Genomic DNA, 21,315 nt, shown 5'->3' on the forward strand with positions numbered 1-21,315 from the left:
TGGCGGGCACCGCCCGGGCGCGGGCACAGGCGAGGGGGTGGGCACCGCAGGCGCCCCGCTTAGGCGCGGGCACACGCGGGCGCGCGGCGCGCGCGGGGGTGGAGGGGGCGGGGCAGACTGCTGGCATGCGTATCGCTTATCGCGTCGAGACCGTCCGGGCCGCCGAGGCCGTACTCATGGAGCGCCTTCCCGACGGTGCCCTCATGCAGCGGGCCGCCGCCGGGCTCGCCGCCGCCTGCTGCTCCCTGCTCGGGAAGGGGCGGGTGTACGGCGCCCGGGTCGTCCTGCTCGTCGGTGGCGGCGACAACGGCGGTGACGCCCTGTACGCCGGGGCCCGGCTCGCCCGGCGCGGGGCCGGGGTCACGGCGGTGCTGCTCGGCGACCGCGCCCACGAGGGCGGGCTCGCAGCGCTCCGGGCGGCGGGGGGACGGGTCGCCGACGAGCCCTTCGACGTCCTCGCGGGCGCCGACCTCGTCCTCGACGGCATCACCGGCATCGGCGGCCGCGGCGGCCTGCGCCCCGGCGCCGTGCCCGTCGCCCGGGCGGCGCGCGGTTCGGACGCCGTCGTCGTCGCCGTCGACCTGCCGAGCGGCGTCGACGCCGACACCGGGGAGGTCCACGGGGAGGCGCTGCGGGCCGACGCGACGATCACCTTCGGGGCGTACAAGCCGGGTCTGCTCGTCGACCCCGCGCGGGAGTACGCGGGCGCCCTGCGCCTGGTCGACATCGGGCTCGGCGCGGTCCTGCCCGGCGTACCGGACCTGGAGGCGCTCCAGCACCACGACCTGGCGTGGCTGCTGCCCGTGCCGGGTGCCGAGAGCGACAAGTACCGGCGCGGGGTCGTCGGTGTCGTCGCCGGGTCCACCCGCTACCCCGGCGCCGCCGTCCTCACCGTCGGCGGTGCGCTGCGCGGCGGTGCGGGGGCCGTCCGGTACGTCGGGCCCGCCGGTGACACGGTCCTCGCCGCCCACCCGGAGACCCTCGTCCACTCCGGGCGGCCCGAGAAGGCCGGGAGGGTCCAGTCCTGGGTCGTCGGCCCCGGCCTCGGCGAGGGTCCCGGGGCCGCGGTCGCGGTCGCCGAGGTCCTCGCGACCGACGTGCCCGTGCTCGTCGACGCGGACGGGCTCCGTGGCCTCGACCCGGCGGCCGTCCGGGGGCGCGGCGCCCCCACCCTGCTCACCCCGCACGCGGGCGAGGCGGCGGCGCTGCTCGGCGTCGCGCGGGAGGAGGTGGAGGCCGGGCGGCTCGCGGCGGTCCGCGAACTGGCGGGCCGGTTCGGCGCGACGGTCCTCCTGAAGGGCTCGACGACGCTGGTGTGCGGGCCGGACGGGACCGGTCCGGTGCGGGTCAATCCGACCGGGACGTCCTGGCTGGCCACGGCCGGCAGCGGCGACGTCCTCTCCGGCCTCGCGGGTTCCCTCCTGGCGGCCGGGCTGCCGCCCCTGGACGCGGGTTCCTGCGCGGCCTACCTCCACGGGCTCGCCGCGCGGCGGGCGTCGGAGGGCGGCGCACCGGTGACGGCGACGGAGGTGGCGGACTCCCTGCGGGGGGCGTGGCGGGACGTCACGGAGGCGTAGGACTCGTCCCCGGCCCCCACTCGGGCGAACCCGTTGGGCCGGCCGTGGGTTCCGGCGCGCTCGGTGGGCGGGGGGCGGATTGGGTGGGTGGGGTGACCTGTTGGAGAAGTCGTACCGCGCCGTCGTTGTTCGTCCTCGCCGCCTCCCTCGTGCTCGGCCCCGTCGCCCTCGCCGCCCCGTCCGGCCCCGGGGCGACCCGGCTCCTCACCTCCCCGTCCGACCCCGGGGCGCCCGCGCCCCGCGCCGCCCCGTCCGAACACCCGCCCCGCGCCGCCCCGCCCGAGCCCCTGCCCGCCGAGGACCCGCTCGTGCCCGGTGTCGTCGGGGGTGGGCGGGCCGAGTACCCGATGGACACGCCCGATCAGGTGCTGCCGCCGTTGCGGGAGGAGGAGGGGGGCGTCGCCGTGCCCGAGCCCGAGCCCGGGGTCGACGAGCTCGTCGAGTACCTGCCCCGGAGCGCCGTCGGGGCGGCCTGCACCGCGAAGACCGGCACCCATCAGCGCCGGGTCGAGCGGCTCCTCGGGCTGCGGGCCGACGGGAAGCAGTCCGCGGCCGACTGCCGGGCGATCCGCGCCTTCCAGGTGCGGGAGAAGATCAAGCCGGCCGTCGGCTACGCCGGGCCCGTCACCTGGGCCCGCGCCGAACTGCTCGCCGCCCGGAAGAACCTCGACCCGGGCCGCCGCTGCCCCGTGAAGAAGTACGCCGTCGCCTGCGTCGACCTCGACCGCCAGCTGATGTGGGTGCGGAAGGGCAAGGAGGTGACGTACGCCGTGGTCAACATGCGGAGCGGGCGGCCCGGATACGCCACCCGCACCGGCTGGCACACCGTCTACTGGCGCCACAAGGACCACTGGTCGTCCATCTACGGCACGCCCATGCCGTACGCCCAGTTCTTCAGCGGCGGCCAGGCCTTCCACGCCGTCTACGGGCAGCTCGCCACGCCCGGCGGGAGCCGTGGCTGCGTCAATCTCAGCCACGCCGACGCGCGGAAACTCTGGGGCGTCCTCCGTAAGGGTGACCGGGTCTACATCTGGGGAAAGCGGCCCGGTGGCTGACACCTGAGAGACTGGGCGCGATGACTGAGACACCTCCGCCCCGCAGGGCCCGCGCCGAGATCGACCTCGGTGCGCTGCGTGCGAACGTCCGCACGCTGCGCGCCCGTGTCGCCCCCCATGTCCGGATCATGGCCGTGGTCAAGGCCGACGCGTACGGACACGGCGCCCTGCAGTGCGCCCGCGCCGCCCTGGACGCGGGCGCGGACTGGCTCGGCACGGCCACCCCGCACGAGGCGCTCGCCCTGCGGGCCGCCGGGATCACGGACGTGCCCGTCATGTGCTGGCTCTGGATCCCGGGCGATCCCTGGGAGCAGGGCATCGAGGCCGGTCTCGACATGTCCGTGAGCGGGATGTGGGCCCTGGAGGAGGTCGTCGAGGCCGCCAGGGCGGTCGGGAGGACGGCGAGGATCCAGCTCAAGGCCGACACCGGCCTCGGGCGCAACGGCTGCCAGCCCGCCGACTGGCCGGAGTTGGTCGGGGCCGCCCTGAAGGCCGAGGTCGACGGGCTCGTCAAGGTCACCGGCCTCTGGTCGCACTTCGCCTGCGCCGACGAGCCGAACCACCCGTCCATCGCCGCCCAGCTGGGCGTCTTCCGCTCGATGCTCGAATACGCCGAGAAGGCGGGCGTCCGGCCCGAGGTCCGGCACATCGCGAACTCGCCGGCCACCCTGACCCTGCCCGAGACCCACTTCGACCTGGTCCGGCCCGGCATCGCGATGTACGGCGTCTCGCCGAGCCCCGAGCTCGGCACCTCCGCCGAGCTGGGGCTGCGGCCCGTCATGTCGCTGAAGGCGAGCGTCGCGCTGGTCAAGCACGTCCCCGCCGGGCACGGGGTGAGTTACGGGCACCACTACGTCACCGAGGGCGAGACGACCCTCGGGCTCGTGCCGCTGGGGTACGCCGACGGGGTTCCCCGGCACGCCTCCGGTCGCGGGCCCGTCCTCGTCGGCGACCGCGTCCGCACGGTCGCCGGGCGCGTCGCCATGGACCAGTTCGTGGTCGACCTCGGTGGGGACACCCCCGAACCCGGCACCGAGGCCGTGCTCTTCGGCCCCGGCGACGGGGGCGAACCGACCGCCGAGGACTGGGCGGTGGCCGCCGACACCATCGCGTACGAGATCGTCACCCGGATCGGGGCGCGCGTCCCGCGGGTCTACCTGGGGGAGTAGCCCGCCATGGCGGAGTCGAGTGGCAGCAGCTGGCGGCGTGCCGGGTTCGCCGGCGCCGCGATAGGCGTCCTCGCCGCGGGGGCGGCCGCGGGGGTCGCCGTCGAGCGGCTCACCGTGGGCCGTTCCGTGCGGCAGAAGGCACGGCTCGCGCTGGACGCCACCGGACCGTACGGCGGTCTGCGCGGCACCCCCGGGCGGGCGCTCGCCGACGACGGGACCGTTCTGTACTACGAGGTGGACGAGGTCGAGTCCGATGCCCCGGCCGCCCGCCGGCGCCGGCTGTTCGGACGCCGCGAACCCGCTCCCGTCACCGTCGTCTTCAGCCACGGCTACTGCCTCAGCCAGGACTCCTGGCACTTCCAGCGGGCCGCCCTGCGCGGTCTCGTCCGGACCGTCCACTGGGACCAGCGCAGCCACGGCCGCTCCGGACACGGGGCCTCCCAGACCGGGGCCGACGCGGTGCCCGTCTCCATCGACCGGCTGGGCCGCGACCTCAGGACCGTCCTCGACGCGGCCGCGCCCGAGGGGCCGCTCGTCCTGGTCGGGCACTCGATGGGCGGCATGACGGTGATGGCGCTCGCCGAGCAGGACCCGGAGCTGATCCGCGACCGGGTCGTCGGCGTCGCCCTCGTCGGCACCTCGGCGGGGAACCTCGGCGAGGTGACGTACGGGCTGCCGCTCGCCGGCGTCAACGCCGTCCGGCGGGTCCTGCCGGGCGTCCTGCGGGCCCTCGGCTCCCAGGCCGAGCTGGTCGAGCGCGGGCGGCGGGCGACCGCCGACCTCTTCGCCGGGCTGATCAAGAAGTACTCGTTCGCCTCGAAGGACGTGGACCCGGCGGTCGCCCGCTTCGCGGAGCGGATGATCGAGTCGACCCCGATCGACGTGGTCGCCGCGTTCTATCCGGCCTTCGCCGAGCACGACAAGGCCGGGGCCCTCGCCGCCTTCCGCGAGCTGCCGGTGCTCGCGCTCGCCGGGGACAACGACCTGGTCACCCCCAGCTCGCACACCGAGGCCATCGCCGCCCTGCTGCCGGACGCGGAGCTGGTCATCGTCCCGGACGCGGGCCATCTGGTGATGCTGGAGCACCCCGAGGCGGTCACCGACCGGCTCGCCGACCTGCTCGTGCGGGCCGGTGCCGTCCCGGCCGGGGAGAGCTTCCGCACGCGCTAGGTTTGCGGGTATGGAAGCAGCGCACCAGCCCGTCCCCGGCGCCACCCAGCCTCTCTCCGGCGCCACCCGGCCCGTCTCCGGCGCCACCCTCTCCGTCGAGTCCCCGCAGCAGATGCAGGAGCTCGGCCGCCGGCTCGCGAAGATCCTCCGCCCCGGCGACCTCGTCATGCTCACCGGTGAGCTCGGCGCCGGGAAGACGACCCTGACCCGCGGCCTCGGCGAGGGGCTCGGCGTGCGGGGCGCCGTCACCTCCCCGACCTTCGTGATCGCCCGCGTCCACCCCTCCCTGGTCGGCGGTCCGGCGCTGGTCCACGTCGACGCGTACCGCCTCGGCGGCGGCCTCGACGAGATGGAGGACCTCGACCTGGACGTCTCGCTGCCCGAGTCCGTGGTCGTCGTCGAGTGGGGTGACGGCAAGGTCGAGGAGCTGACCGACGACCGGCTGCACCTGCTCATCCACCGGGTGACCGGCGACACCGACGACGACCGGCGCACGGTCGTGCTGCGCGGGATCGGCGCGCGCTGGGCCGAGGATGACCTCGCCCGGCTCTGAACCCCACGTAGATTCCGACAACGTGTCGGGAAGGTGTTGCGTGGGCCGCACGCGCCGTGGTCACATGGATGCACGAGCTGGTTAGGTGTACCTAACCTACGGGAGGCATGCATGGCGACGCCCGAACGCGCGGAACCCGGCCGGGACCACGTCTCGATGAGTGAGCTGCTCGCGTCCTGCGCGGCCGCCCGAGCCCTCTCGACCCCGCCGCCTGCCGAACCCGGAGAACACGAAGAGGCGGAACCCGCACGGGACGAAGCCGCCTAGGTCCCGTCGTCAGACGCGGCCGGGCCGCCCTTCGGGCGACGACGGGAAGGTGACGACAGGCCCCAGGGGGCCGTCATCCGGATCGTGCCGGGCTCGCGGGGGCGGCTCAGTCGACGACGACGACCTTCGCGCCGATCACCGCGAACGTCCACATCGCGTCGCCGTCGGCGCGCTTCATGCGGATGCCGCCGGTCTTCCGCGCCGGATCCGGGGACGGCGTCGAGCCGTCCACCGCCGCGCTGAAGCCGATCGCCACGTCCTCGGCCGTCGCGAACCGCACGACGTGCTCGATCTGCACCCCGTCCGAGCCGCGCACCGTGCCCGAGCGCGAGGTCACCTTGTACGCCCCCGCCACCGGGTCGACCGTGCTCGGCCACACCGTGAACGTCCGGGTCGCCTTGCCCTTCCCGTCCACGAGCCACACCCGGCGGTCGGACAGCGCGTACACGACCCGCTCGCCGGTGCCCGAGTTCGCGGGGACGGCCAGGGGGTCCCTGGCGGGCTGCTTCGGGCCGCCGCTCGGCGAGACCGAGGGGGCGGCCGTGCCCGGCGTCCGCGGCTTCACCGACAGATCGGCGGGCGCGTTCGCCGAGGCCTGGTAGGCGAGGACGCCGACCGCGACGACGGCTGCCGCGGTGAGCCCGGCCACGAATCCCGAGCTGCTCCTTGCCACCGTGCCCACCTCTCGTACGAACGTATCGAGGGTGACGGTAGCAGCCGCCGCCCCGAGGTTCGGGGCACCGTGCCCGGGAGCCGTAGGCTGTTCGCGTGCTGTTGCTCGCCATGGATACCGCCACCCCCGCCGTCACCGTCGCCCTCCACGACGGCGAGGCCGTCGTCGCCTCGTCGAGTCAGGTCGACGCCCGCCGCCACGGGGAGCTGCTGCTGCCCGCCGTCGACCGGGTCCTCCACGAGGCCGGGCTGAAGCTCGACGCGCTCACCGGGATCGTGGTCGGCGTCGGCCCCGGCCCGTACACCGGGCTCCGCGTCGGCCTCGTCACGGCCGCGGCCTTCTCGTCCGCGCTCGGCGTGCCCGTGCACGGCCTGTGCACCCTCGACGGCCTCGCGTACGCCTCCGGGATCGACGAGCCCTTCGCCGTCGCGACGGACGCGCGCCGCAAGGAGGTCTACTGGGCGCGGTACGAGGACTCCCGCACCCGGGTGGGCGACGCGGCCGTCGACCGGCCCGCCGACATCGCCGGGTCCCTCGCCGGGCTCCCCGTCGTCGGCGCGGGCGCCCGTCTCTACCCCGAGGCCTTCCCGGACGCCCGCGACCCCGAGCACCAGTCGGCCGCCGCGCTCGCCGGGCTCGCCGCCGAGAGGCTTGCCGGGGGCGGGGGCGGCTTCCTCGACCCGCTGCCGATGTACCTGCGGCGCCCCGACGCGCAGGTGCCGAAGAACTACAAGGTGGTCACCCCCAAGTGACCGGCGCCGCGGAACTGCGCGAGATGCGCTGGTGGGACATCGCACCGGTGCTCACCCTGGAGGGTGAGCTGTTCCCCGAGGACGCCTGGTCGGCGGGGATGTTCTGGTCCGAGCTCGCGCACTCCCGGGGACCGAACGCCACCCGCCGGTACGTCGTCGCGGAGGACACCGACGGCAGGGTCGTCGGGTACGCCGGGCTCGCCGCCGCCGGCGGTCTCGGCGACGTCCAGACGATCGCCGTCTCCCGCGACCAGTGGGGCACGGGCCTCGGCGCCCGGCTCCTCACCGACCTGCTCCAGCACGCCACCGCCTTCGAGTGCGACGAGGTCCTGCTCGAAGTGCGCGTGGACAACACCCGGGCCCAGAAGCTCTACGAGCGCTTCGGCTTCGAGCCCATCGGTTTCCGGCGCGGCTACTACCAGCCCGGAAACGTCGACGCGCTCGTGATGCGACTGACCGTCCAAGGAACCGGAACCGATATCTGATGGCTGCTGACGAACCCCTGGTGCTCGGCATCGAGACCTCCTGCGACGAGACCGGCGTCGGCATCGTCCACGGGACCACGCTCCTCGCCGACGCCGTCGCCTCCAGCGTCGACACCCACGCCCGCTTCGGCGGCGTCGTGCCGGAGATCGCCTCCCGCGCCCACCTGGAGGCCATGGTCCCGACGATCGAGCGCGCCCTGAAGACGGCCGGGATCTCCGCGAAGGACCTCGACGGCATCGCCGTCACCGCCGGACCCGGCCTCGCGGGCGCCCTGCTCGTCGGCGTCTCCGCCGCCAAGGCGTACGCCTACGCCCTCGGCAAGCCGCTGTACGGCGTCAACCACCTGGCCTCGCACATCTGCGTGGACCAGCTGGAGCACGGCAAGCTGCCCGAGCCGACGATGGCCCTGCTGGTCTCCGGCGGGCACTCCTCGCTGCTGCTCTCCTCCGACATCACCTCCGACGTGCGGCCGATGGGCGCCACCATCGACGACGCGGCCGGCGAGGCCTTCGACAAGATCGCGCGCGTGCTCGACCTCGGCTTCCCCGGCGGACCGGTCATCGACCGGCTCGCCAAGGAGGGCGACCCGGCGGCGATCGCCTTCCCGCGCGGACTCAGCGGCTCCCGCGACCCCGCGTACGACTTCTCGTTCTCCGGCCTCAAGACCGCCGTGGCCCGCTGGATCGAGGCCAGGCGGGCGGCCGGCGAGGACGTGCCCGTGCGGGACGTGGCCGCGTCCTTCCAGGAGGCGGTCGTCGACGTGCTCACCCGCAAGGCCGTCCGGGCCTGCAAGGACGAGGGCGTGGACCACCTGATGATCGGCGGTGGCGTCGCCGCCAACTCGCGGCTGCGGGCCCTCGCCCAGGAGCGCTGCGAGCGCGCCGGGATCCGGCTGCGGGTGCCCCGGCCGGGCCTGTGCACGGACAACGGCGCGATGGTCGCGGCGCTCGGCTCCGAGATGGTCGCCCGCAACCGGCCGGCCTCGGACCTGGAGCTGTCGGCGGACTCGTCGCTGCCGGTGACGGACCCGCATGTGCCGGGAGCCCACCACCACGACCACGTGCACGAGGTCAGCAAGGAGAACCTGTACTCGTGAGGCTCACGCTCATGTGGGAGGCCAGGGCCGCCCAGGGCAGGGGCGCGGAGCTCCTGGAGTGGGCGCGGGCCTCGGCGCGGGTCCTGGCGCGCGAGCCGGTCCGGCGGGAGGTCTTCAGGGCCCCGCAGGACCGGGTCCTCGTCCTCACCTGGTGGGAGGCGGAGACCTTCGACGCCGAGCTGCCCGAGCTGCCGGAGCCGGACGCGGAGCTGATCACCCGTCCGGTCCACCGGTGGCGCTTCGAATCGGTCGAATAACCGAGCATCGAGCAACCTTTCGACTCCGTCGGGCATCCCACAGCGCGTGAAGAAGACGATCGCGCTGTGGGCGGCCCTGACCACCGTCGCCCTCCTGGTGACCGGCTGCACGGTGAACGAGCCCGCGGCCGCCCAGACCCCCGCCCCGGCGAGGACGACCACACCCCGGGCCGAGCACAAGGCACCCGAGGCACCCGCGGCACCCGGAGCCGCCACGGCCGCCGCGTACCGGAAATGGGGCCTGAAGCCCTTCGCCGCCCCGCCCGCCCCGCCCGCCGTCAAGCCGGTGGTCCGCCCGGACGGCGGGCCGGTGCCCGTCATCAGCGAGATACCCACCCGCGAGAAGATCGTCTTCATCACGATCGACGACGGGGCCGAGAAGGACCCCGGGTTCGTCCGGATGATGAAGGACCTCCGGGTCCCCTTCACGATGTTCCTCACGGACGCGGCCATCCGCGCCGACTACCCGTACTTCGAGCCCCTCATCGCCCAGGGCCACGGCCTCGCCAACCACACCCTGACCCACCCCAACCTGCGCACCCTCGGTCCGGAGGCCCAGCGCCGGGAGATATGCGGCCAGCAGACGAAGCTGAAGGCGCGGTACGGCACCACCCCGCGGCTCTTCCGGCCGCCGTACGGCAACTGGAACGAGGCCACGCGCGCGGCGGCGGGGGAGTGCGGGGTCGACGCGATCGTGCTGTGGCGCGAGTCCATGCAGATCAAGAACATGCAGTACCAGCGCGGCGACCGGAAGCTGCACCCCGGCGACATCATCCTGGCCCACTTCCGCGGCCCGTCCGAGCTCAAGGGCCGCACCATGACCGAGATGACGGCGACGATGCTGCGCCGGATCCAGGAGCAGGGCTTCACCGTGGCCCGCCTGGAGGACTACGTCTAGAAGATTCTCCGGGCGCGGTGTCGATGCGGGCCCGGCCCGTTCGACGTATGTGTGGACGGCGGGGAACGGCCCCGCCCACCGCACCACCGAGGAGTCGTCATGCCCCGCTTCCTGTCCCTCGTCCGCATCGAGGAGAACACCATCGACATGGAGAGCGCCGACCCCGGCTTCGAGCAGCGCATGGGCGCCCTCTTCGAGGAGATCACCAAGGCCGGGGCCATGGTGGACACGGCCGGCCTCAGGCCGACCGCCGAGGCCACCCGGATCACCTGGTCGGACGGGAGCCTGTCGTTCACCGACGGCCCGTTCACCGAGACCAAGGAGGTCGTCGGCGGCTACGCGATGCTCCAGTGCAAGGACATGGCCGAGGCCGTCGAGTGGGGCAAGCGGTTCCTGGCCGTCCACCCGCCGCACTGGAAGGTCGGCCTGGAGGTCCGCGAGGTCGAGGAGATGCCGGAGGGCTGACCCGCGCCGTGGTGTCATGTGACCTGTGACGGCCACGGTGGAGAGCACGCTGGAGACGGTCTTCCGGATGGAGTCGGCGCGGATCATCGCCACGGTGACGCGGATCGTCCGGGACGTCGGCATCGCCGAGGAGATCGCCCAGGACGCGCTCGTCTCCGCCCTGGAGCAGTGGCCGCGGTCAGGCGTCCCGGAACGGCCCGGCGCCTGGCTGACGGCCGCCGCGAAGCACCGCGCCGTCGACCTCGTGCGGCGCCGCGAGACGTACGCGCGGAAGCTCGCCGAGGTCGGCCGGACGCTCCCGGAGGAGTCGTACGACCCCGAGCCGTCCGGCCCGGGGGACATCGACGACGACGTGCTCCGGCTCGTCTTCACCGCCTGCCATCCGGTGCTCTCCGCCGACGCCCGCGCGGCGCTCACCCTGCGGCTCGTCGGCGGGCTGCGGACGGACGAGATCGCCCGCGCCTTCCTCGTACCGGAGGCGACGGTCGCGGCCCGGATCACCCGGGCCAAGCGGACGCTGGCGAAGGCGGGCGTGGAGTTCGAGGTGCCGTACGGGGAGGACCGGGCCGCCCGGCTCGGCTCCGTCCTGGAGGTCGTCTACCTGATCTTCAACGAGGGGTACGCGGCGACCGCCGGCGACGACCTGCTGCGGCCCGGCCTGTGCGAGGACGCGCTGCGGCTCGCCCGAGGCCTGGCCGCCCTCATGCCGGGGGAGAGCGAGGTCCACGGCCTCGCCGCGCTCCTCGAACTCCAGGCCTCCCGGACGGCGGCCAGGACCGGGCCCGGCGGGGAGCCGGTGCTCCTCGCCGACCAGAACAGGAGCCGCTGGAACCGGCTGCTCGTCCGGCGCGGGTTCGCCGCGCTGGCACGGGCCGGGGACGGGCGCTCCTACGGCCCGTACGCCCTCCAGGCCGCGATCGCCGCCTGCCACGCGCGGGCCGGCTCCTACGGGGCCACGGACTGGGCGACCATCGCCGCGCTGTACGGACGGCTCGGCACCCTCGCTCCGTCCCCGGTGGTCGAGCTGAACCGCGCGGTCGCCGTGTCGATGACCGAGGGTCCCGCGGCGGCGCTCGCGCTCGTCGACGCCCTCGCCGCCGAACCGGCCCTGGCGCGCTACCACCTGCTGCCGAGCGTCCGCGGCGACCTGCTCGCCCGCCTCGGCCGGACGGCGGAGGCGCGGACGGAGTTCGAGCGGGCGGCCGCGCTCACGAGGAACGAGAGCGAGCGGGCACTGCTGCTCGGACGGGCCCGGGACCAGGACCCCTAGGGGGTGCCCGCCTGCTCGGCGAGTGACCGGAGGAGTTCCCGCGCCGATCCCGTGTCGGGGTACGTGACCTCGTCGAGCAGGGGGCCGTGGAGGGCGGTCAGGTCGAGGGCGTCGGGCGTGAGGCCGCGCCAGTCGGCGCGGACCACGGTGGGCCGGGAGACGTGGTGCCAGTACTCGTCGTGCATGTCCACGGCTCGGAAGGTGAGTTCGAGCGTGTGCGGGTCGAGCCAGCGGACCAGGTCGATGCCCCGGCCGGGGTCGGTGAAGTCGACGCGGTGGCCGGTGTCGGCTTCGAGGAGCGTCAGGCCGCCCGCGCGGAAGTACTCGTCGCTGTTGTCGAGGCCGACGGCGAGGAGCGGGAGCGCGGGGTGGAAGGCGATCGGCTCGGCCTCCTCGGTGAAGGTCAGGAGGTGCGCGAGGGAGAGGTCGGCGGTGCGGTAGACGGCCACGCGGCTGTGGCGGTCCCAGCACGCGCTCGCCGCGACCCACCGCCCGTCGGCGCTGACGACCGCCTGGTCGGCGCCTCCGAGCAGTTCGGGGAAGGGCTCAGCCATGGTGCTCCGTCAGGTGGGTGTAGGTCGTGCGGACGAGGACGTCCAGGGTCTCCGGGGCCGCCGTCGGCGCGAGCGCGCGGAAGGAGGCGGCGAAGGCCGGTGAGTCCGCGCAGAGGGTCCGCGCCTCCAGGGCCTGGGTCAGGCGGGGGATCAACTCGTAGGAGCAGTAGGGGTGCTCGGCCTCGACGAAGGCGTTCAGGCTCTCCTCGTACGAGGAGAACTCGCCGTCGTACGCCCAGCCGTCGAGGGACAGGAGGAGCGGGAACCGCGCCCGCACCTCCCAGGCGGCCAGCGGGACGTCCTCGTACGGGGCGTCCCCCTCGCGGTCCGCGAGCCGCAGCAGCATCGCGAGCTCCGTCATGAACGCGGGCAGGCCCCTGTCGCCCGCGGCCGCCCGCCAGGTGCGCCGGGCCGCTTCGGGGCAGGTCGCGAAGAACTCCTCGCTGAACGCGGTGGACAGGTAGTCCAGCTGGGAGGCGAGCGTCTGCGGGGTCTCCCGCCAGGCCGCGTCCCAGTGGTTCGGGTTCAGGACCCGCTTGAGGCGCGGGACCTCCCACTCCAGCGGGTCGGGCCCGCCGGCGAGCCCGGCGAGGTGGGCGAGCGGCCCGCCGGTGAACACGCCTTCCGGATGCAGTGCCATGATCCCCCTGTTCGTGGCCCTTCAGGACGCGGTCGCCGGGCGGCCGATCAGCATCGTCGGGGCGCCCGCGACCCGAGTGAGCAGTACGGTCGCCGCGTTGGGGCCCTTCGGCTTCACCTTCCGCCGGATCTCCTCGGGTTCGACCGCGGAGCCCCGCTTCTTCACGGTGAGGGTGCCGACCTCACGCTCCCGCAGCAGAGCCTTCAACTTCTTCAGGTTGAAGGGTAGTTCGTCGGTGATCTCGTACGCGGAGGCGTACGGGGTGGGGACGAAAGCGTCCGCCGTGACGTACGCGATCGTCTCGTCGATCAGGCCGCCGTCCAGCTCCTCGGCGACCTCGGCGACGAGGTGCGCGCGGATGACGGCGCCGTCCGGCTCGTACAGGTAGCGGCCGACCGGGCGGACCGCCGGGTCGGGCAGCCCCCGGCCGAGGAGCCCGGCGCCGGAGGGCAGCAGGGTGGCCCGGCGGGCGCCCGGCTCCGTGCCGAACCAGAGCACGGCCTCCTTCACGTCGCCGCCGTCCGAGATCCACTCGGCCTCGGCCTCCTCGGGCACCGCCTCGTGCGGGATGCCGGGCGCCACCTTCAGCGCGGCGTGCGGGGCCTTGCGGGCCGCCTCGATCGCCCAGGACAGCGGCGGGGAGTACGCCTCGGGGTCGAAGATCCTGCCCCGGCCGCCGCGCCGCGCCGGGTCGACGAAGACCGCTTCGTACGGGCTCGTGTCGATCTCGGTCACGTCCGCGCACCTCACCTCGATCAGCTCCGCCAGGCCGAGGGCGGCCGCGTTGGCCCGGACGGTCTCGGCGGTCAGCGGATCCCGGTCGACGGCGAGGACGGAGATCCCGGCGCGGGCGAGGGCGATCGCGTCGCCGCCGATCCCGGAGCACAGGTCCGCGACGCTGCCGACGCCCAGCGCCTTCAGCCGGGCCGCCCGGTAGGTGCCGACGGAGGCGCGGGTCGACTGCTCGACGCCGTGGGGCGTGAAGTACATCCGGTACGCGTCCTCGGCGCCGAACTTCGCCACCGCCCGCTGCCGCAGCCGTGCCTGGCCGAGGGCGGCGGTGACGAGCTCGGCGGGGTGGTCGCGGCGCAGCCGGGAGGCGACCGCCAGCTCCTGCGCGGGGTCGTAGTCGCGCAGGGCGGCGAGGAGCGTCTGCCCCTCGGGGGCGAGCAGGGCGGCGAAGGAGGCGAGGTCGTTCACCCGTCCCATTCTGGGCCCTGGGAGGCAGTGGGCCGGCCGGGGGACGGTGGGCGCGGTACGGCGGTGTCGCGGCCCGGAAGGGGTTGTCGCGCTGACAGGATGCGGCGCCATGCAGCTCGTACGACAAAAGGACCAGATGATGGCACAAGGCGTGCACCGCTCCCGCCGGACGCTCGGGGCGGCGCTCGCCGTGGCCGCCCTCGCCTCCGCCGCCACGGCCTGCTCCGGCGGCGCCGAACCCCCGCGCGTCGCCCCCGCGCCCGCCCCCGCCGCCGGACAGCAGGCCCCGGGCGCGGCCGGCGCCCTGAACGCGTACGTCGAGAAGGTCCGCGCACAGCGGGCCGCCCGCGTGCTCGCCGCCAAGAAGTGGGGCCTCGCGAAACCCCCGCTCGAAGCGCCCGCCCCGCCCGCGGTCAAACCGAGGATCACCACGCGCAAGGGCTTCGAGACCGACGGCGAGGGACTCCCGCCCGTCTTCACCACCGTGCCGACCAAGGAGAAGATCGTCTTCCTGACGATCGACGACGGCGCCGAGAAGGACCCCGAGCTGCTGCGGATGATGAAGGAGCTGCGGATCCCCTACAGCGCCTTCCTCAGCGACTACGTCGTCAACGACGACTACGGCTACTTCGCGAAGATGCAGAAGTCGCAGGAGTCCGGGATCTCCCTGAACAACCACACGCTCCACCACCGCTACCTTCCCGCCCTCTCGTACGGCACGCAGAAGCGCGAGATCTGCGGCATGCAGGACATCATCGAGAAGCGGTTCGGCAAGCGGCCCCGGCTCTTCCGCCCGCCCTACGGCAACTACAACGAGGACACCCTGCGCGCCGCGCAGTCCTGCGGCGTCAAGGCGGTCCCGCTCTGGTCCGCCGAGGCCTTCCCCGACCACATGGAGTGGCGCGAGTGGGACCAGGACCTGCACCCCGGCGACATCGTGCTCACCCACTTCCGCGGCAAGGCGGACTGGAAGGGCACCATGCCCGACATGATCCGCCGGGTGATGAACGTGATCACGTCCAAGGGGTACGCGGTCGCGAAGCTCGAGGACTACGTGTGAGAGCCCGGGGGCGGCTCTGGGCCGCCGCGCTGACCGTGACGGGCACCCTCCTCGTCCTCACCGCCTGCGCCTCGTCCGTCGACCCGATCGAACGGCTCGGCCGGAAGGCGGCGGAACGGGTGAGCCCCCGGGCCGAGCCGGGCGAGCCCGTACGGGCGGCGGTGGACGCGAAGACCTGCGCGGGGGTGGGAGCGCCCCGTACGGTCACGCCACAGAGCGAGGAATTGGCACTCCGCTTGACCGAGTGCTAATCGCGGTCATAGTCTCGGCTCTGGCACTCCCCACTGGAGAGTGCCAACACAGCGACGGGCAGGTCCGGCACCCGCGACGACGGATCCACCTGGTCGCCACCTCAGACAGTTAACCCCGTGAGATCTCCGAAGGGGGAGGTCGGATCGTGACGACCACCAGCTCCAAGGTTGCCATCAAGCCGCTCGAGGACCGCATTGTGGTCCAGCCGCTCGACGCCGAGCAGACCACCGCCTCTGGCCTGGTCATTCCGGACACCGCCAAGGAGAAGCCCCAGGAGGGCGTCGTCCTGGCCGTGGGCCCGGGCCGCTTCGAGAACGGCGAGCGTCTGCCGCTCGACGTCAAGACCGGCGACATCGTGCTGTACAGCAAGTACGGCGGCACCGAGGTGAAGTACAACGGCGAGGAGTACCTCGTCCTCTCGGCTCGCGACGTGCTCGCGATCGTCGAGAAGTAATTCACCGAAGTACCGAAGTACCTGAAGCAGATGCTTTGAGCTGCGCCCCGAGGCCCCTTTCCCAGGCGCCCCGGGGCGCGGTTCGTTCCACCCGATTCCGAGAGGGCTGAACCGCTCCCATGGCGAAGATCCTGAAGTTCGACGAGGACGCCCGTCGCGCCCTTGAGCGCGGCGTCAACAAGCTTGCCGACACGGTGAAGGTGACGATCGGCCCCAAGGGCCGCAACGTCGTCATCGACAAGAAGTTCGGCGCCCCCACCATCACCAACGACGGTGTCACGATCGCCCGCGAGGTCGAGATCGAGGACCCGTACGAGAACCTCGGCGCCCAGCTGGTGAAGGAGGTGGCGACCAAGACCAACGACATCGCGGGTGACGGCACCACCACCGCCACCGTGCTCGCCCAGGCCCTGGTCCGCGAGGGTCTGCGCAACGTCGCCGCCGGCGCCTCCCCGGCCGCCCTGAAGAAGGGCATCGACGCCGCCGTCAAGGCCGTCTCCGACGAGCTGCTCGCCACCGCGCGCCCGATCGAGGACAAGTCCGACATCGCCGCCGTCGCCGCGCTCTCCGCGCAGGACCAGCAGGTCGGCGAGCTCATCGCCGAGGCGATGGACAAGGTCGGCAAGGACGGTGTCATCACCGTCGAGGAGTCCAACACCTTCGGCCTGGAGCTCGACTTCACCGAGGGCATGGCCTTCGACAAGGGCTACCTGTCCCCCTACATGGTGACCGACCAGGAGCGTATGGAGGCCGTCCTCGACGACCCGTACATCCTGATCAACCAGGGCAAGATCTCCTCGATCCAGGACCTGCTGCCCATTCTGGAGAAGGTCATCCAGGCCGGCGCCGGCAAGCCGCTGCTGATCATCGCCGAGGACGTCGAGGGCGAGGCGCTCTCCACCCTCGTCGTCAACAAGATCCGTGGCACCTTCAACGCCGTGGCCGTCAAGGCCCCCGGCTTCGGTGACCGCCGCAAGGCCATGCTCGGCGACATCGCCACCCTCACCGGTGCGACCGTCATCGCCGAGGAGGTCGGCCTCAAGCTCGACCAGGCCGGTCTGGACGTGCTGGGCACCGCCCGCCGCGTGACGATCACCAAGGACGACACCACCATCGTCGACGGTGGCGGCAACTCCGAGGAGGTCGCGGGCCGCGTCAACCAGATCAAGGCCGAGATCGAGTCCACGGACTCCGACTGGGACCGCGAGAAGCTCCAGGAGCGCCTCGCGAAGCTCGCCGGCGGCGTGTGCGTCATCAAGGTCGGCGCCGCCACCGAGGTGGAGCTGAAGGAGAAGAAGCACCGTCTGGAGGACGCCATCTCCGCGACCCGCGCCGCGGTCGAGGAGGGCATCGTCTCCGGTGGTGGCTCCGCGCTCGTCCACGCCGTCAAGGTCCTCGAGGGCAACCTCGACAAGACCGGCGACGAGGCCACCGGTGTCGCGGTCGTCCGCCGCGCCGCCGTCGAGCCGCTGCGCTGGATCGCCGAGAACGCCGGCCTCGAGGGCTACGTCATCACCTCGAAGGTGGCGGAGCTCGACAAGGGCCAGGGCTTCAACGCCGCGACCGGCGAGTACGGCGACCTGGTCAAGGCCGGCGTCATCGACCCGGTGAAGGTGACGCGCTCCGCCCTGGAGAACGCCGCCTCGATCGCCTCCCTCCTCCTCACCACCGAGACCCTCGTGGTGGAGAAGAAGGAAGAGGAGCCGGCGGACCACGGCCACGGCCACGGTCACGGCCACTCCCACTGAGGCAGCTGACTGATCGTTGAGGCCCGGTGCCCCCGTCGCGGGGGCACCGGGCCTCGGTGTCTTCTCCTGCAGGTGCTCGTCTCGTGAGGGTCCGTCTCGTGAGGGTCTCCTCCGGGAGGTGCCGTCTCGTGAGGCCCCTCAGGCCTCCACGGCTCCGAGCTGCCCCATGAGCCCGAGCATGTCGTACATCCACCAGCCCTCGACGGCCTTGCCGTCCTCCCGGAAGCGCTGGACGAGCATCCCGGCCATGCCCACCTCCATCCCCGTGGGCTGGAGCCCCATGAAGTCGCCGACGTGGGTGCCGTTCCAGGTCCAGCGGGTGCAGACCCGGTCGCCGTCGGCGATCTGGTCCTCGACGGTGAACGTGAAGTCGAAGGCGGCCCGCCACATCTCGGCCTGGCGCCGCACCGCGTCCATGCCGACCGAGTCGGCCGGGTTGGTCGGGTCGTGGTCGTGGTACCCCTCGGCCAGCACCTCGTCGAGCGGCGCGAGCTCCCCGGGGGCCGAGACCAGCTCGAAGAAGCGGCGGGACGCCGCCTTGTACATCTGCTCGTCCCGGACCACGTCCAGATCGGTGAAGGTCGGCATCTCGTCACAGAGCGCGACCATCTCCCGGAAGATCCGGTCGGTCTCGGGGAGCTGAGAGTTCCGCATCGCCACGTCGTACGAGGGGAACTCGACGATCTCCACGACGTGCGAGGCGTCGGAACGGTCCTTGCCGACGATGCTGTGCGTCGCGGTCCGCTTGCCCTTGGTCTGCTCGACCCACTGGTCCATGAGCCGGTTCAGGTCCTCCACCCGGCTCGTCCTGCAGTCGATGATCTGCACGAATGTCATGACGCCTCCCGACCCAGGTAGGACCTCTCCAGTCTAGGTGGGATGGACCGGTCAGGCCGATCGTGTCAGGTCCGACGCCCGGACCTCCTCCGCGAACGGCTCCCCCCTGCCGTAGCGCGCCACCTCGTCCAGCGCCTGGTCCGCCATGCGGTGGAGCTCGTTGCCCAGCGAGCCGGCGACGTGCGGGGTGAGCAGGACGTTCGGGAGGGTGTAGAGGGGGGAGTCCGGGGGCGGGAGCTCCGGGTCCGTCACGTCGAGGATCGCGTGGATGCGGCCCGAGACGAGATGGGGGAGGAGCGCCGTCTCGTCGACGAGGGAGCCCCGGGCCGTGTTGATCAGGGTCACGCCGTCCGGCATCGCCGCCAGCTGCGCCGCGCCGATCATGCGGTACGTGGAAGGGAGTTGGGGCGCGTGGACCGAGATGACCGTGCTGCGGGCGCACAGTTCGTCGAGGCCGACGAGCTCCACGCCGGGCGGCGGGACGTCGACGTACGGGTCGTACAGCAGGATCTCGACGTCGAAGGGGCGCAGCAGGTCGACGACCCGGCGGCCGATGCGCGAGGCGCCGACGATGCCGATGGTGCGGCGGTAGTTGCCCCAGGTGGTGGACTCCTCCAGCCAGGCGTGGTCGGTGCGCAGTTCGCCGTACCGCTGGGCCGAGCGCAGGACCCGCTTCCCGGCGAAGAGGATCGCGGCGAGCGTGTACTCGGCGACCGGCAGCGCGTTGGCCGCGGCGGCCGAGGTGACGCGCAGGCCGCGCTCCCAGCAGGCGTCGGTGACGTGGTGCTTGACGGAGCCGGCCGCGTGGACGACGGCGCGCAGCCGGGGCGCGCGGTCGAGGACCTCGGCGGTGAGCGGGGTCGCTCCCCAGCAGGTGAGGAGGATCTCGGCCTCGGCGAGGGCGGCGGCGACCCGCGGGTCCGGGCGGGTCAGGTCGTGGGCGACCAGGTGGGGGTCGGTGTCGGCGAGGGCGGCGAGGCGGGTGCGGTGGGCGTCCGTGAGGAGGCGATCGTCGACTCCCGGGCCCATGGCCAGGAGGACGGCGGGGCGGTTGTCAGTGGTCGGGTGCATCGTGGTACCTGTGCTCCTCATTTGACGCTGCCGGCCGTCAGACCGGCCTTCCAGTGGCGCTGGAGGGAGACGAAGGCGACGACGAGGGGGACGACGGCGAGCAGGGATCCGGTGACGACGAGGGGGTAGTAGTCGGGTTCGGCGTGGGCGTTGCTGTTCCACGCGTACAGGCCGAGGCTCACGGGGAAGAGCTTCTGGTCCGAGAGCATCACCAGGGGGAGGAAGAAGTTGTTCCAGACGGCGGTGAACTGGAAGAGGAAGACGGTCACGAAGCCGGGCATGACCATGCGCAGGCCGATGGACCAGAAGACCCGCATCTCGCCCGCCCCGTCGATACGGGCGGCCTCCAGGGCCTCGTCGGGGATGTAGCCGGCGCAGAAGACCCGGGAGAGGTAGACGCCGAAGGGGTTGACGAGGACGGGGATCAGGACGGCCCAGTAGGTGTTGACGATGCCGACCTCGCTGGCGAGGAGGTACATCGGCAGGGCGAGCGCGGTGGTGGGGACGAGCACGCCGAGCAGGACGAGGCCGAAGAGCTTCTCCTTGCCCCGGAAGTCGTAGACGTGGAAGGCGTATCCGGCGGCGACGCTGACCAGCGAGCAGGCGAGGGCGCCGAGGCCCGCGTAGAGGAGGCTGTTGGCGTACCAGTGGAAGTAGATGCCGTCGTTGTACTCGGCGAGCCGGGAGAGGTTGCCGTCGAGGTCGAAGCCCTCGAAGGAGAAGGCGTCTCCGGCGAGGAGGCCTCCGGCGTCCTTGGTGGCGGCGGTGAGCAGCCAGACCAGCGGGAAGAGCATGTAGACGACGGCGAGGACGAGGGCGCCGTTGACGGCGGCCTGGGAGAGCCATCTGTTCGGGGAGCGGGTGCTCATGCCGTCTGCTCCTTCCGTGCCGGGGCGGGCTTGCGCGCCGGGGCGGGCTGCCGTGCCGTGCCCGCCTTGCGGCGGCCCGTCAGCCGGGTCACCGCGAAGGAGAGCAGCGCCGCCGTCAGGGCGAGGAGTACGGAGGCCGCGGCGGCGAGCCCGTAGTCGTTGCGGTCGAAGGCCGCGGTGTAGGCGTACATGTTCGGCGTCCAGGTGGAGGTGACGGCGGAGCCGGTGCCCTTGTTGAGGATGAGCGGCTCGGTGAAGAGCTGGAGGGAGCCGATGACCGTGAAGAGGCCGACCATCGCGAGCGAGGCCTTGACGAGCGGGATCTTGATGGCGAAGGCGATGCGCCAGGCGCCGGCGCCGTCGACGGTGGCCGCTTCGATGACGGAGCGGTCGATGGCCTGGAGGGCGGCGTAGAAGATGACCATGTTGTAGCCGAGCCACTCCCACAGGGCGATGTTGACGACGGACGGGAGGGTGCCCTCGGGGGAGAAGAAGTCGAAGCCGATGCCTCCGGCGTCCATCGCCTGTACGACCGGGCTGAGCTGGGGCGTGTAGAGGTAGACCCAGATCAGGGCGGCGATGATGCCGGGGACGGCGTGCGGCAGGAAGAGCGCGAGCTGGAAGAAGCGGCGGGCGCGGGCGAGCGCCGAGTCGAGGAGGAGGGCGAGGCCGAGGGCCCCGGCGAGCAGCAGCGGGATGTACAGCAGGCAGTACCCGAGCAGGACGCCGAAGCCCTCCAGGAAGGCCCGGTCACCCAGCGCCGCGGTGTAGTTGTCGAGGCCGGTGAAGACGGTCTCGGTGCCGCCGAAGCCCAGTCCGGACTGCTTCTCGGTGAAGAGGCTGAGCCAGACCGCGTATCCGATCGGCACCACCATCACCGCGGTGAACAGCACGAAGAAGGGGGTCAGCAGGAGCGTGGCGGCGCGGGTGCGGGCCTTCACC

At 72.9% G+C, this 21,315-nt stretch carries 25 protein-coding genes; 17 read left to right on the forward strand and 8 right to left on the reverse strand.

Annotated elements, in window-relative coordinates; genetic code table 11:
* The first annotated feature begins 125 nt into the window (after positions 1–125).
* The 6 genes from ACN9MM_RS23720 to ACN9MM_RS23745 all read left to right on the forward strand — a co-directional run bounded on the left by ACN9MM_RS23720 (position 126) and on the right by ACN9MM_RS23745 (position 5,791).
* Positions 126–1,577, forward strand: coding sequence for an NAD(P)H-hydrate dehydratase (locus ACN9MM_RS23720; RefSeq protein WP_426365570.1), 1,452 nt, complete (start codon positions 126–128; stop codon positions 1,575–1,577).
* Between the two features lie 125 nt (positions 1,578–1,702).
* Positions 1,703–2,632 carry a L,D-transpeptidase gene (locus ACN9MM_RS23725; protein ID WP_426365571.1) on the forward strand — a complete coding sequence of 310 codons (930 nt, stop codon included), beginning with the start codon at positions 1,703–1,705 and terminating at the stop codon, positions 2,630–2,632.
* 20 nt (positions 2,633–2,652) lie between these two features.
* Positions 2,653–3,801 carry an alanine racemase gene (gene alr / locus ACN9MM_RS23730; RefSeq protein ID WP_382864665.1) on the forward strand — a complete coding sequence of 383 codons (1,149 nt, stop codon included), beginning with the start codon at positions 2,653–2,655 and terminating at the stop codon, positions 3,799–3,801.
* A gap of 6 nt (positions 3,802–3,807) precedes the next feature.
* Positions 3,808–4,971 (forward strand): alpha/beta fold hydrolase, encoded by a 1,164-nt coding sequence (locus ACN9MM_RS23735; RefSeq protein ID WP_426365572.1) that lies wholly within the window; start codon positions 3,808–3,810, stop codon positions 4,969–4,971.
* Between the two features lie 10 nt (positions 4,972–4,981).
* Positions 4,982–5,524 (forward strand): tRNA (adenosine(37)-N6)-threonylcarbamoyltransferase complex ATPase subunit type 1 TsaE, encoded by a 543-nt coding sequence (tsaE, locus tag ACN9MM_RS23740; protein WP_426365573.1) that lies wholly within the window; start codon positions 4,982–4,984, stop codon positions 5,522–5,524.
* A gap of 111 nt (positions 5,525–5,635) precedes the next feature.
* Complete coding sequence (locus ACN9MM_RS23745; protein WP_426365574.1) at positions 5,636–5,791, forward strand: hypothetical protein; 156 nt, start codon at positions 5,636–5,638, stop codon at positions 5,789–5,791.
* A 106-nt stretch (positions 5,792–5,897) separates the two neighbouring features.
* Here the strand turns inward: ACN9MM_RS23745 and ACN9MM_RS23750 are convergent, their stop codons facing one another.
* On the reverse strand, positions 5,898–6,464 hold the full coding sequence (locus ACN9MM_RS23750; RefSeq protein ID WP_426365575.1) for a hypothetical protein: 567 nt from the start codon (positions 6,462–6,464) through the stop codon (positions 5,898–5,900).
* A 95-nt stretch (positions 6,465–6,559) separates the two neighbouring features.
* Between ACN9MM_RS23750 and tsaB the strand changes: the two genes are divergently transcribed.
* The 7 genes from tsaB to ACN9MM_RS23785 all read left to right on the forward strand — a co-directional run bounded on the left by tsaB (position 6,560) and on the right by ACN9MM_RS23785 (position 11,688).
* Positions 6,560–7,216 (forward strand): tRNA (adenosine(37)-N6)-threonylcarbamoyltransferase complex dimerization subunit type 1 TsaB, encoded by a 657-nt coding sequence (gene tsaB / locus ACN9MM_RS23755; protein WP_426365576.1) that lies wholly within the window; start codon positions 6,560–6,562, stop codon positions 7,214–7,216.
* Between the two features lie 23 nt (positions 7,217–7,239).
* On the forward strand, positions 7,240–7,701 hold the full coding sequence (gene rimI, locus ACN9MM_RS23760) for a ribosomal protein S18-alanine N-acetyltransferase (protein WP_426368809.1): 462 nt from the start codon (positions 7,240–7,242) through the stop codon (positions 7,699–7,701).
* Positions 7,701–8,798, forward strand: coding sequence for a tRNA (adenosine(37)-N6)-threonylcarbamoyltransferase complex transferase subunit TsaD (gene tsaD, locus ACN9MM_RS23765; RefSeq protein WP_426365577.1), 1,098 nt, complete (start codon positions 7,701–7,703; stop codon positions 8,796–8,798). Before rimI ends, tsaD begins: the two co-directional genes overlap by 1 nt.
* Positions 8,799–8,809: 11 nt before the next feature.
* Positions 8,810–9,055 carry a hypothetical protein gene (locus ACN9MM_RS23770; RefSeq protein ID WP_383671367.1) on the forward strand — a complete coding sequence of 82 codons (246 nt, stop codon included), beginning with the start codon at positions 8,810–8,812 and terminating at the stop codon, positions 9,053–9,055.
* A gap of 46 nt (positions 9,056–9,101) precedes the next feature.
* Complete coding sequence (locus ACN9MM_RS23775; protein ID WP_426365578.1) at positions 9,102–9,953, forward strand: polysaccharide deacetylase family protein; 852 nt, start codon at positions 9,102–9,104, stop codon at positions 9,951–9,953.
* Between the two features lie 99 nt (positions 9,954–10,052).
* Positions 10,053–10,418: a YciI family protein gene (locus ACN9MM_RS23780; RefSeq protein WP_189800357.1), complete on the forward strand. Its 366-nt coding sequence runs from the start codon at positions 10,053–10,055 to the stop codon at positions 10,416–10,418.
* 67 nt (positions 10,419–10,485) lie between these two features.
* On the forward strand, positions 10,486–11,688 hold the full coding sequence (locus tag ACN9MM_RS23785) for an RNA polymerase sigma factor (RefSeq protein WP_426368810.1): 1,203 nt from the start codon (positions 10,486–10,488) through the stop codon (positions 11,686–11,688).
* Here ACN9MM_RS23785 and ACN9MM_RS23790 read toward each other — a convergent pair.
* From ACN9MM_RS23790 to ACN9MM_RS23800, 3 genes are read right to left on the reverse strand one after another with little or no spacing between them, the layout of a single operon-like run.
* Positions 11,685–12,242 (reverse strand): hypothetical protein, encoded by a 558-nt coding sequence (locus ACN9MM_RS23790; protein ID WP_426365580.1) that lies wholly within the window; start codon positions 12,240–12,242, stop codon positions 11,685–11,687. The two genes, ACN9MM_RS23785 and ACN9MM_RS23790, sit on opposite strands and share 4 nt — an antisense overlap.
* Entirely contained in the window at positions 12,235–12,882 is a 648-nt protein-coding gene (locus ACN9MM_RS23795) for a hypothetical protein (RefSeq protein WP_426365581.1), read from the reverse strand. The genes ACN9MM_RS23790 and ACN9MM_RS23795 overlap by 8 nt, the downstream gene beginning before the upstream one ends.
* A gap of 21 nt (positions 12,883–12,903) precedes the next feature.
* Positions 12,904–14,091, reverse strand: coding sequence for a THUMP-like domain-containing protein (locus tag ACN9MM_RS23800; protein ID WP_426365582.1), 1,188 nt, complete (start codon positions 14,089–14,091; stop codon positions 12,904–12,906).
* A gap of 100 nt (positions 14,092–14,191) precedes the next feature.
* Between ACN9MM_RS23800 and ACN9MM_RS23805 the strand changes: the two genes are divergently transcribed.
* The 4 genes from ACN9MM_RS23805 to groL all read left to right on the forward strand — a co-directional run bounded on the left by ACN9MM_RS23805 (position 14,192) and on the right by groL (position 17,596).
* Positions 14,192–15,142 carry a polysaccharide deacetylase family protein gene (locus ACN9MM_RS23805; RefSeq protein WP_426365583.1) on the forward strand — a complete coding sequence of 317 codons (951 nt, stop codon included), beginning with the start codon at positions 14,192–14,194 and terminating at the stop codon, positions 15,140–15,142.
* The gene (locus ACN9MM_RS23810; RefSeq protein ID WP_426365585.1) at positions 15,139–15,393 is read left to right on the forward strand and encodes a hypothetical protein; all 255 of its coding nucleotides are present in this window, start codon (positions 15,139–15,141) and stop codon (positions 15,391–15,393) included. Before ACN9MM_RS23805 ends, ACN9MM_RS23810 begins: the two co-directional genes overlap by 4 nt.
* 146 nt (positions 15,394–15,539) lie before the next feature.
* Positions 15,540–15,848 (forward strand): co-chaperone GroES, encoded by a 309-nt coding sequence (gene groES / locus ACN9MM_RS23815; protein ID WP_017239619.1) that lies wholly within the window; start codon positions 15,540–15,542, stop codon positions 15,846–15,848.
* Between the two features lie 119 nt (positions 15,849–15,967).
* Entirely contained in the window at positions 15,968–17,596 is a 1,629-nt protein-coding gene (gene groL / locus ACN9MM_RS23820; protein ID WP_426365587.1) for a chaperonin GroEL, read from the forward strand.
* A gap of 138 nt (positions 17,597–17,734) precedes the next feature.
* Here the strand turns inward: groL and ACN9MM_RS23825 are convergent, their stop codons facing one another.
* The 4 genes from ACN9MM_RS23825 to ACN9MM_RS23840 are packed head-to-tail and all read right to left on the reverse strand — an operon-like array spanning position 17,735 to position 21,314.
* The gene (locus tag ACN9MM_RS23825; protein ID WP_426365589.1) at positions 17,735–18,433 is read right to left on the reverse strand and encodes an ester cyclase; all 699 of its coding nucleotides are present in this window, start codon (positions 18,431–18,433) and stop codon (positions 17,735–17,737) included.
* Positions 18,434–18,484: 51 nt separating this feature from the next.
* Positions 18,485–19,504 (reverse strand): hydroxyacid dehydrogenase, encoded by a 1,020-nt coding sequence (locus tag ACN9MM_RS23830; RefSeq protein ID WP_426365591.1) that lies wholly within the window; start codon positions 19,502–19,504, stop codon positions 18,485–18,487.
* A 17-nt stretch (positions 19,505–19,521) separates the two neighbouring features.
* Positions 19,522–20,373 (reverse strand): carbohydrate ABC transporter permease, encoded by an 852-nt coding sequence (locus ACN9MM_RS23835; protein ID WP_382864622.1) that lies wholly within the window; start codon positions 20,371–20,373, stop codon positions 19,522–19,524.
* Positions 20,370–21,314, reverse strand: coding sequence for a carbohydrate ABC transporter permease (locus ACN9MM_RS23840; RefSeq protein WP_426365596.1), 945 nt, complete (start codon positions 21,312–21,314; stop codon positions 20,370–20,372). The genes ACN9MM_RS23835 and ACN9MM_RS23840 overlap by 4 nt, the downstream gene beginning before the upstream one ends.
* Position 21,315 lies beyond the last annotated feature (1 nt).

The sequence above is a fragment of the Streptomyces sp. E-08 genome (assembly GCF_049913095.1).
Lineage (GTDB): Bacteria > Actinomycetota > Actinomycetes > Streptomycetales > Streptomycetaceae > Streptomyces.

Coding starts and splice junctions, on each gene's coding strand:
- ACN9MM_RS23795 (WP_426365581.1), bottom strand. CDS start 12,882: ATGGCACTGCATCCGGAAGGCGTGTTCACCGGCGGGCCGCTCGCCCAC.
- ACN9MM_RS23720 (WP_426365570.1), top strand. CDS start 126: ATGCGTATCGCTTATCGCGTCGAGACCGTCCGGGCCGCCGAGGCCGTA.
- ACN9MM_RS23745 (WP_426365574.1), top strand. CDS start 5,636: ATGGCGACGCCCGAACGCGCGGAACCCGGCCGGGACCACGTCTCGATG.
- ACN9MM_RS23800 (WP_426365582.1), bottom strand. CDS start 14,091: ATGGGACGGGTGAACGACCTCGCCTCCTTCGCCGCCCTGCTCGCCCCC.
- tsaD (WP_426365577.1), top strand. CDS start 7,701: ATGGCTGCTGACGAACCCCTGGTGCTCGGCATCGAGACCTCCTGCGAC.
- ACN9MM_RS23790 (WP_426365580.1), bottom strand. CDS start 12,242: ATGGCTGAGCCCTTCCCCGAACTGCTCGGAGGCGCCGACCAGGCGGTC.
- alr (WP_382864665.1), top strand. CDS start 2,653: ATGACTGAGACACCTCCGCCCCGCAGGGCCCGCGCCGAGATCGACCTC.
- ACN9MM_RS23785 (WP_426368810.1), top strand. CDS start 10,486: ATGGAGTCGGCGCGGATCATCGCCACGGTGACGCGGATCGTCCGGGAC.
- ACN9MM_RS23770 (WP_383671367.1), top strand. CDS start 8,810: ATGTGGGAGGCCAGGGCCGCCCAGGGCAGGGGCGCGGAGCTCCTGGAG.
- tsaE (WP_426365573.1), top strand. CDS start 4,982: ATGGAAGCAGCGCACCAGCCCGTCCCCGGCGCCACCCAGCCTCTCTCC.
- ACN9MM_RS23780 (WP_189800357.1), top strand. CDS start 10,053: ATGCCCCGCTTCCTGTCCCTCGTCCGCATCGAGGAGAACACCATCGAC.
- ACN9MM_RS23835 (WP_382864622.1), bottom strand. CDS start 20,373: ATGAGCACCCGCTCCCCGAACAGATGGCTCTCCCAGGCCGCCGTCAAC.
- ACN9MM_RS23830 (WP_426365591.1), bottom strand. CDS start 19,504: ATGCACCCGACCACTGACAACCGCCCCGCCGTCCTCCTGGCCATGGGC.
- groL (WP_426365587.1), top strand. CDS start 15,968: ATGGCGAAGATCCTGAAGTTCGACGAGGACGCCCGTCGCGCCCTTGAG.
- ACN9MM_RS23805 (WP_426365583.1), top strand. CDS start 14,192: ATGCAGCTCGTACGACAAAAGGACCAGATGATGGCACAAGGCGTGCAC.
- ACN9MM_RS23735 (WP_426365572.1), top strand. CDS start 3,808: ATGGCGGAGTCGAGTGGCAGCAGCTGGCGGCGTGCCGGGTTCGCCGGC.
- ACN9MM_RS23825 (WP_426365589.1), bottom strand. CDS start 18,433: ATGACATTCGTGCAGATCATCGACTGCAGGACGAGCCGGGTGGAGGAC.
- rimI (WP_426368809.1), top strand. CDS start 7,240: ATGCGCTGGTGGGACATCGCACCGGTGCTCACCCTGGAGGGTGAGCTG.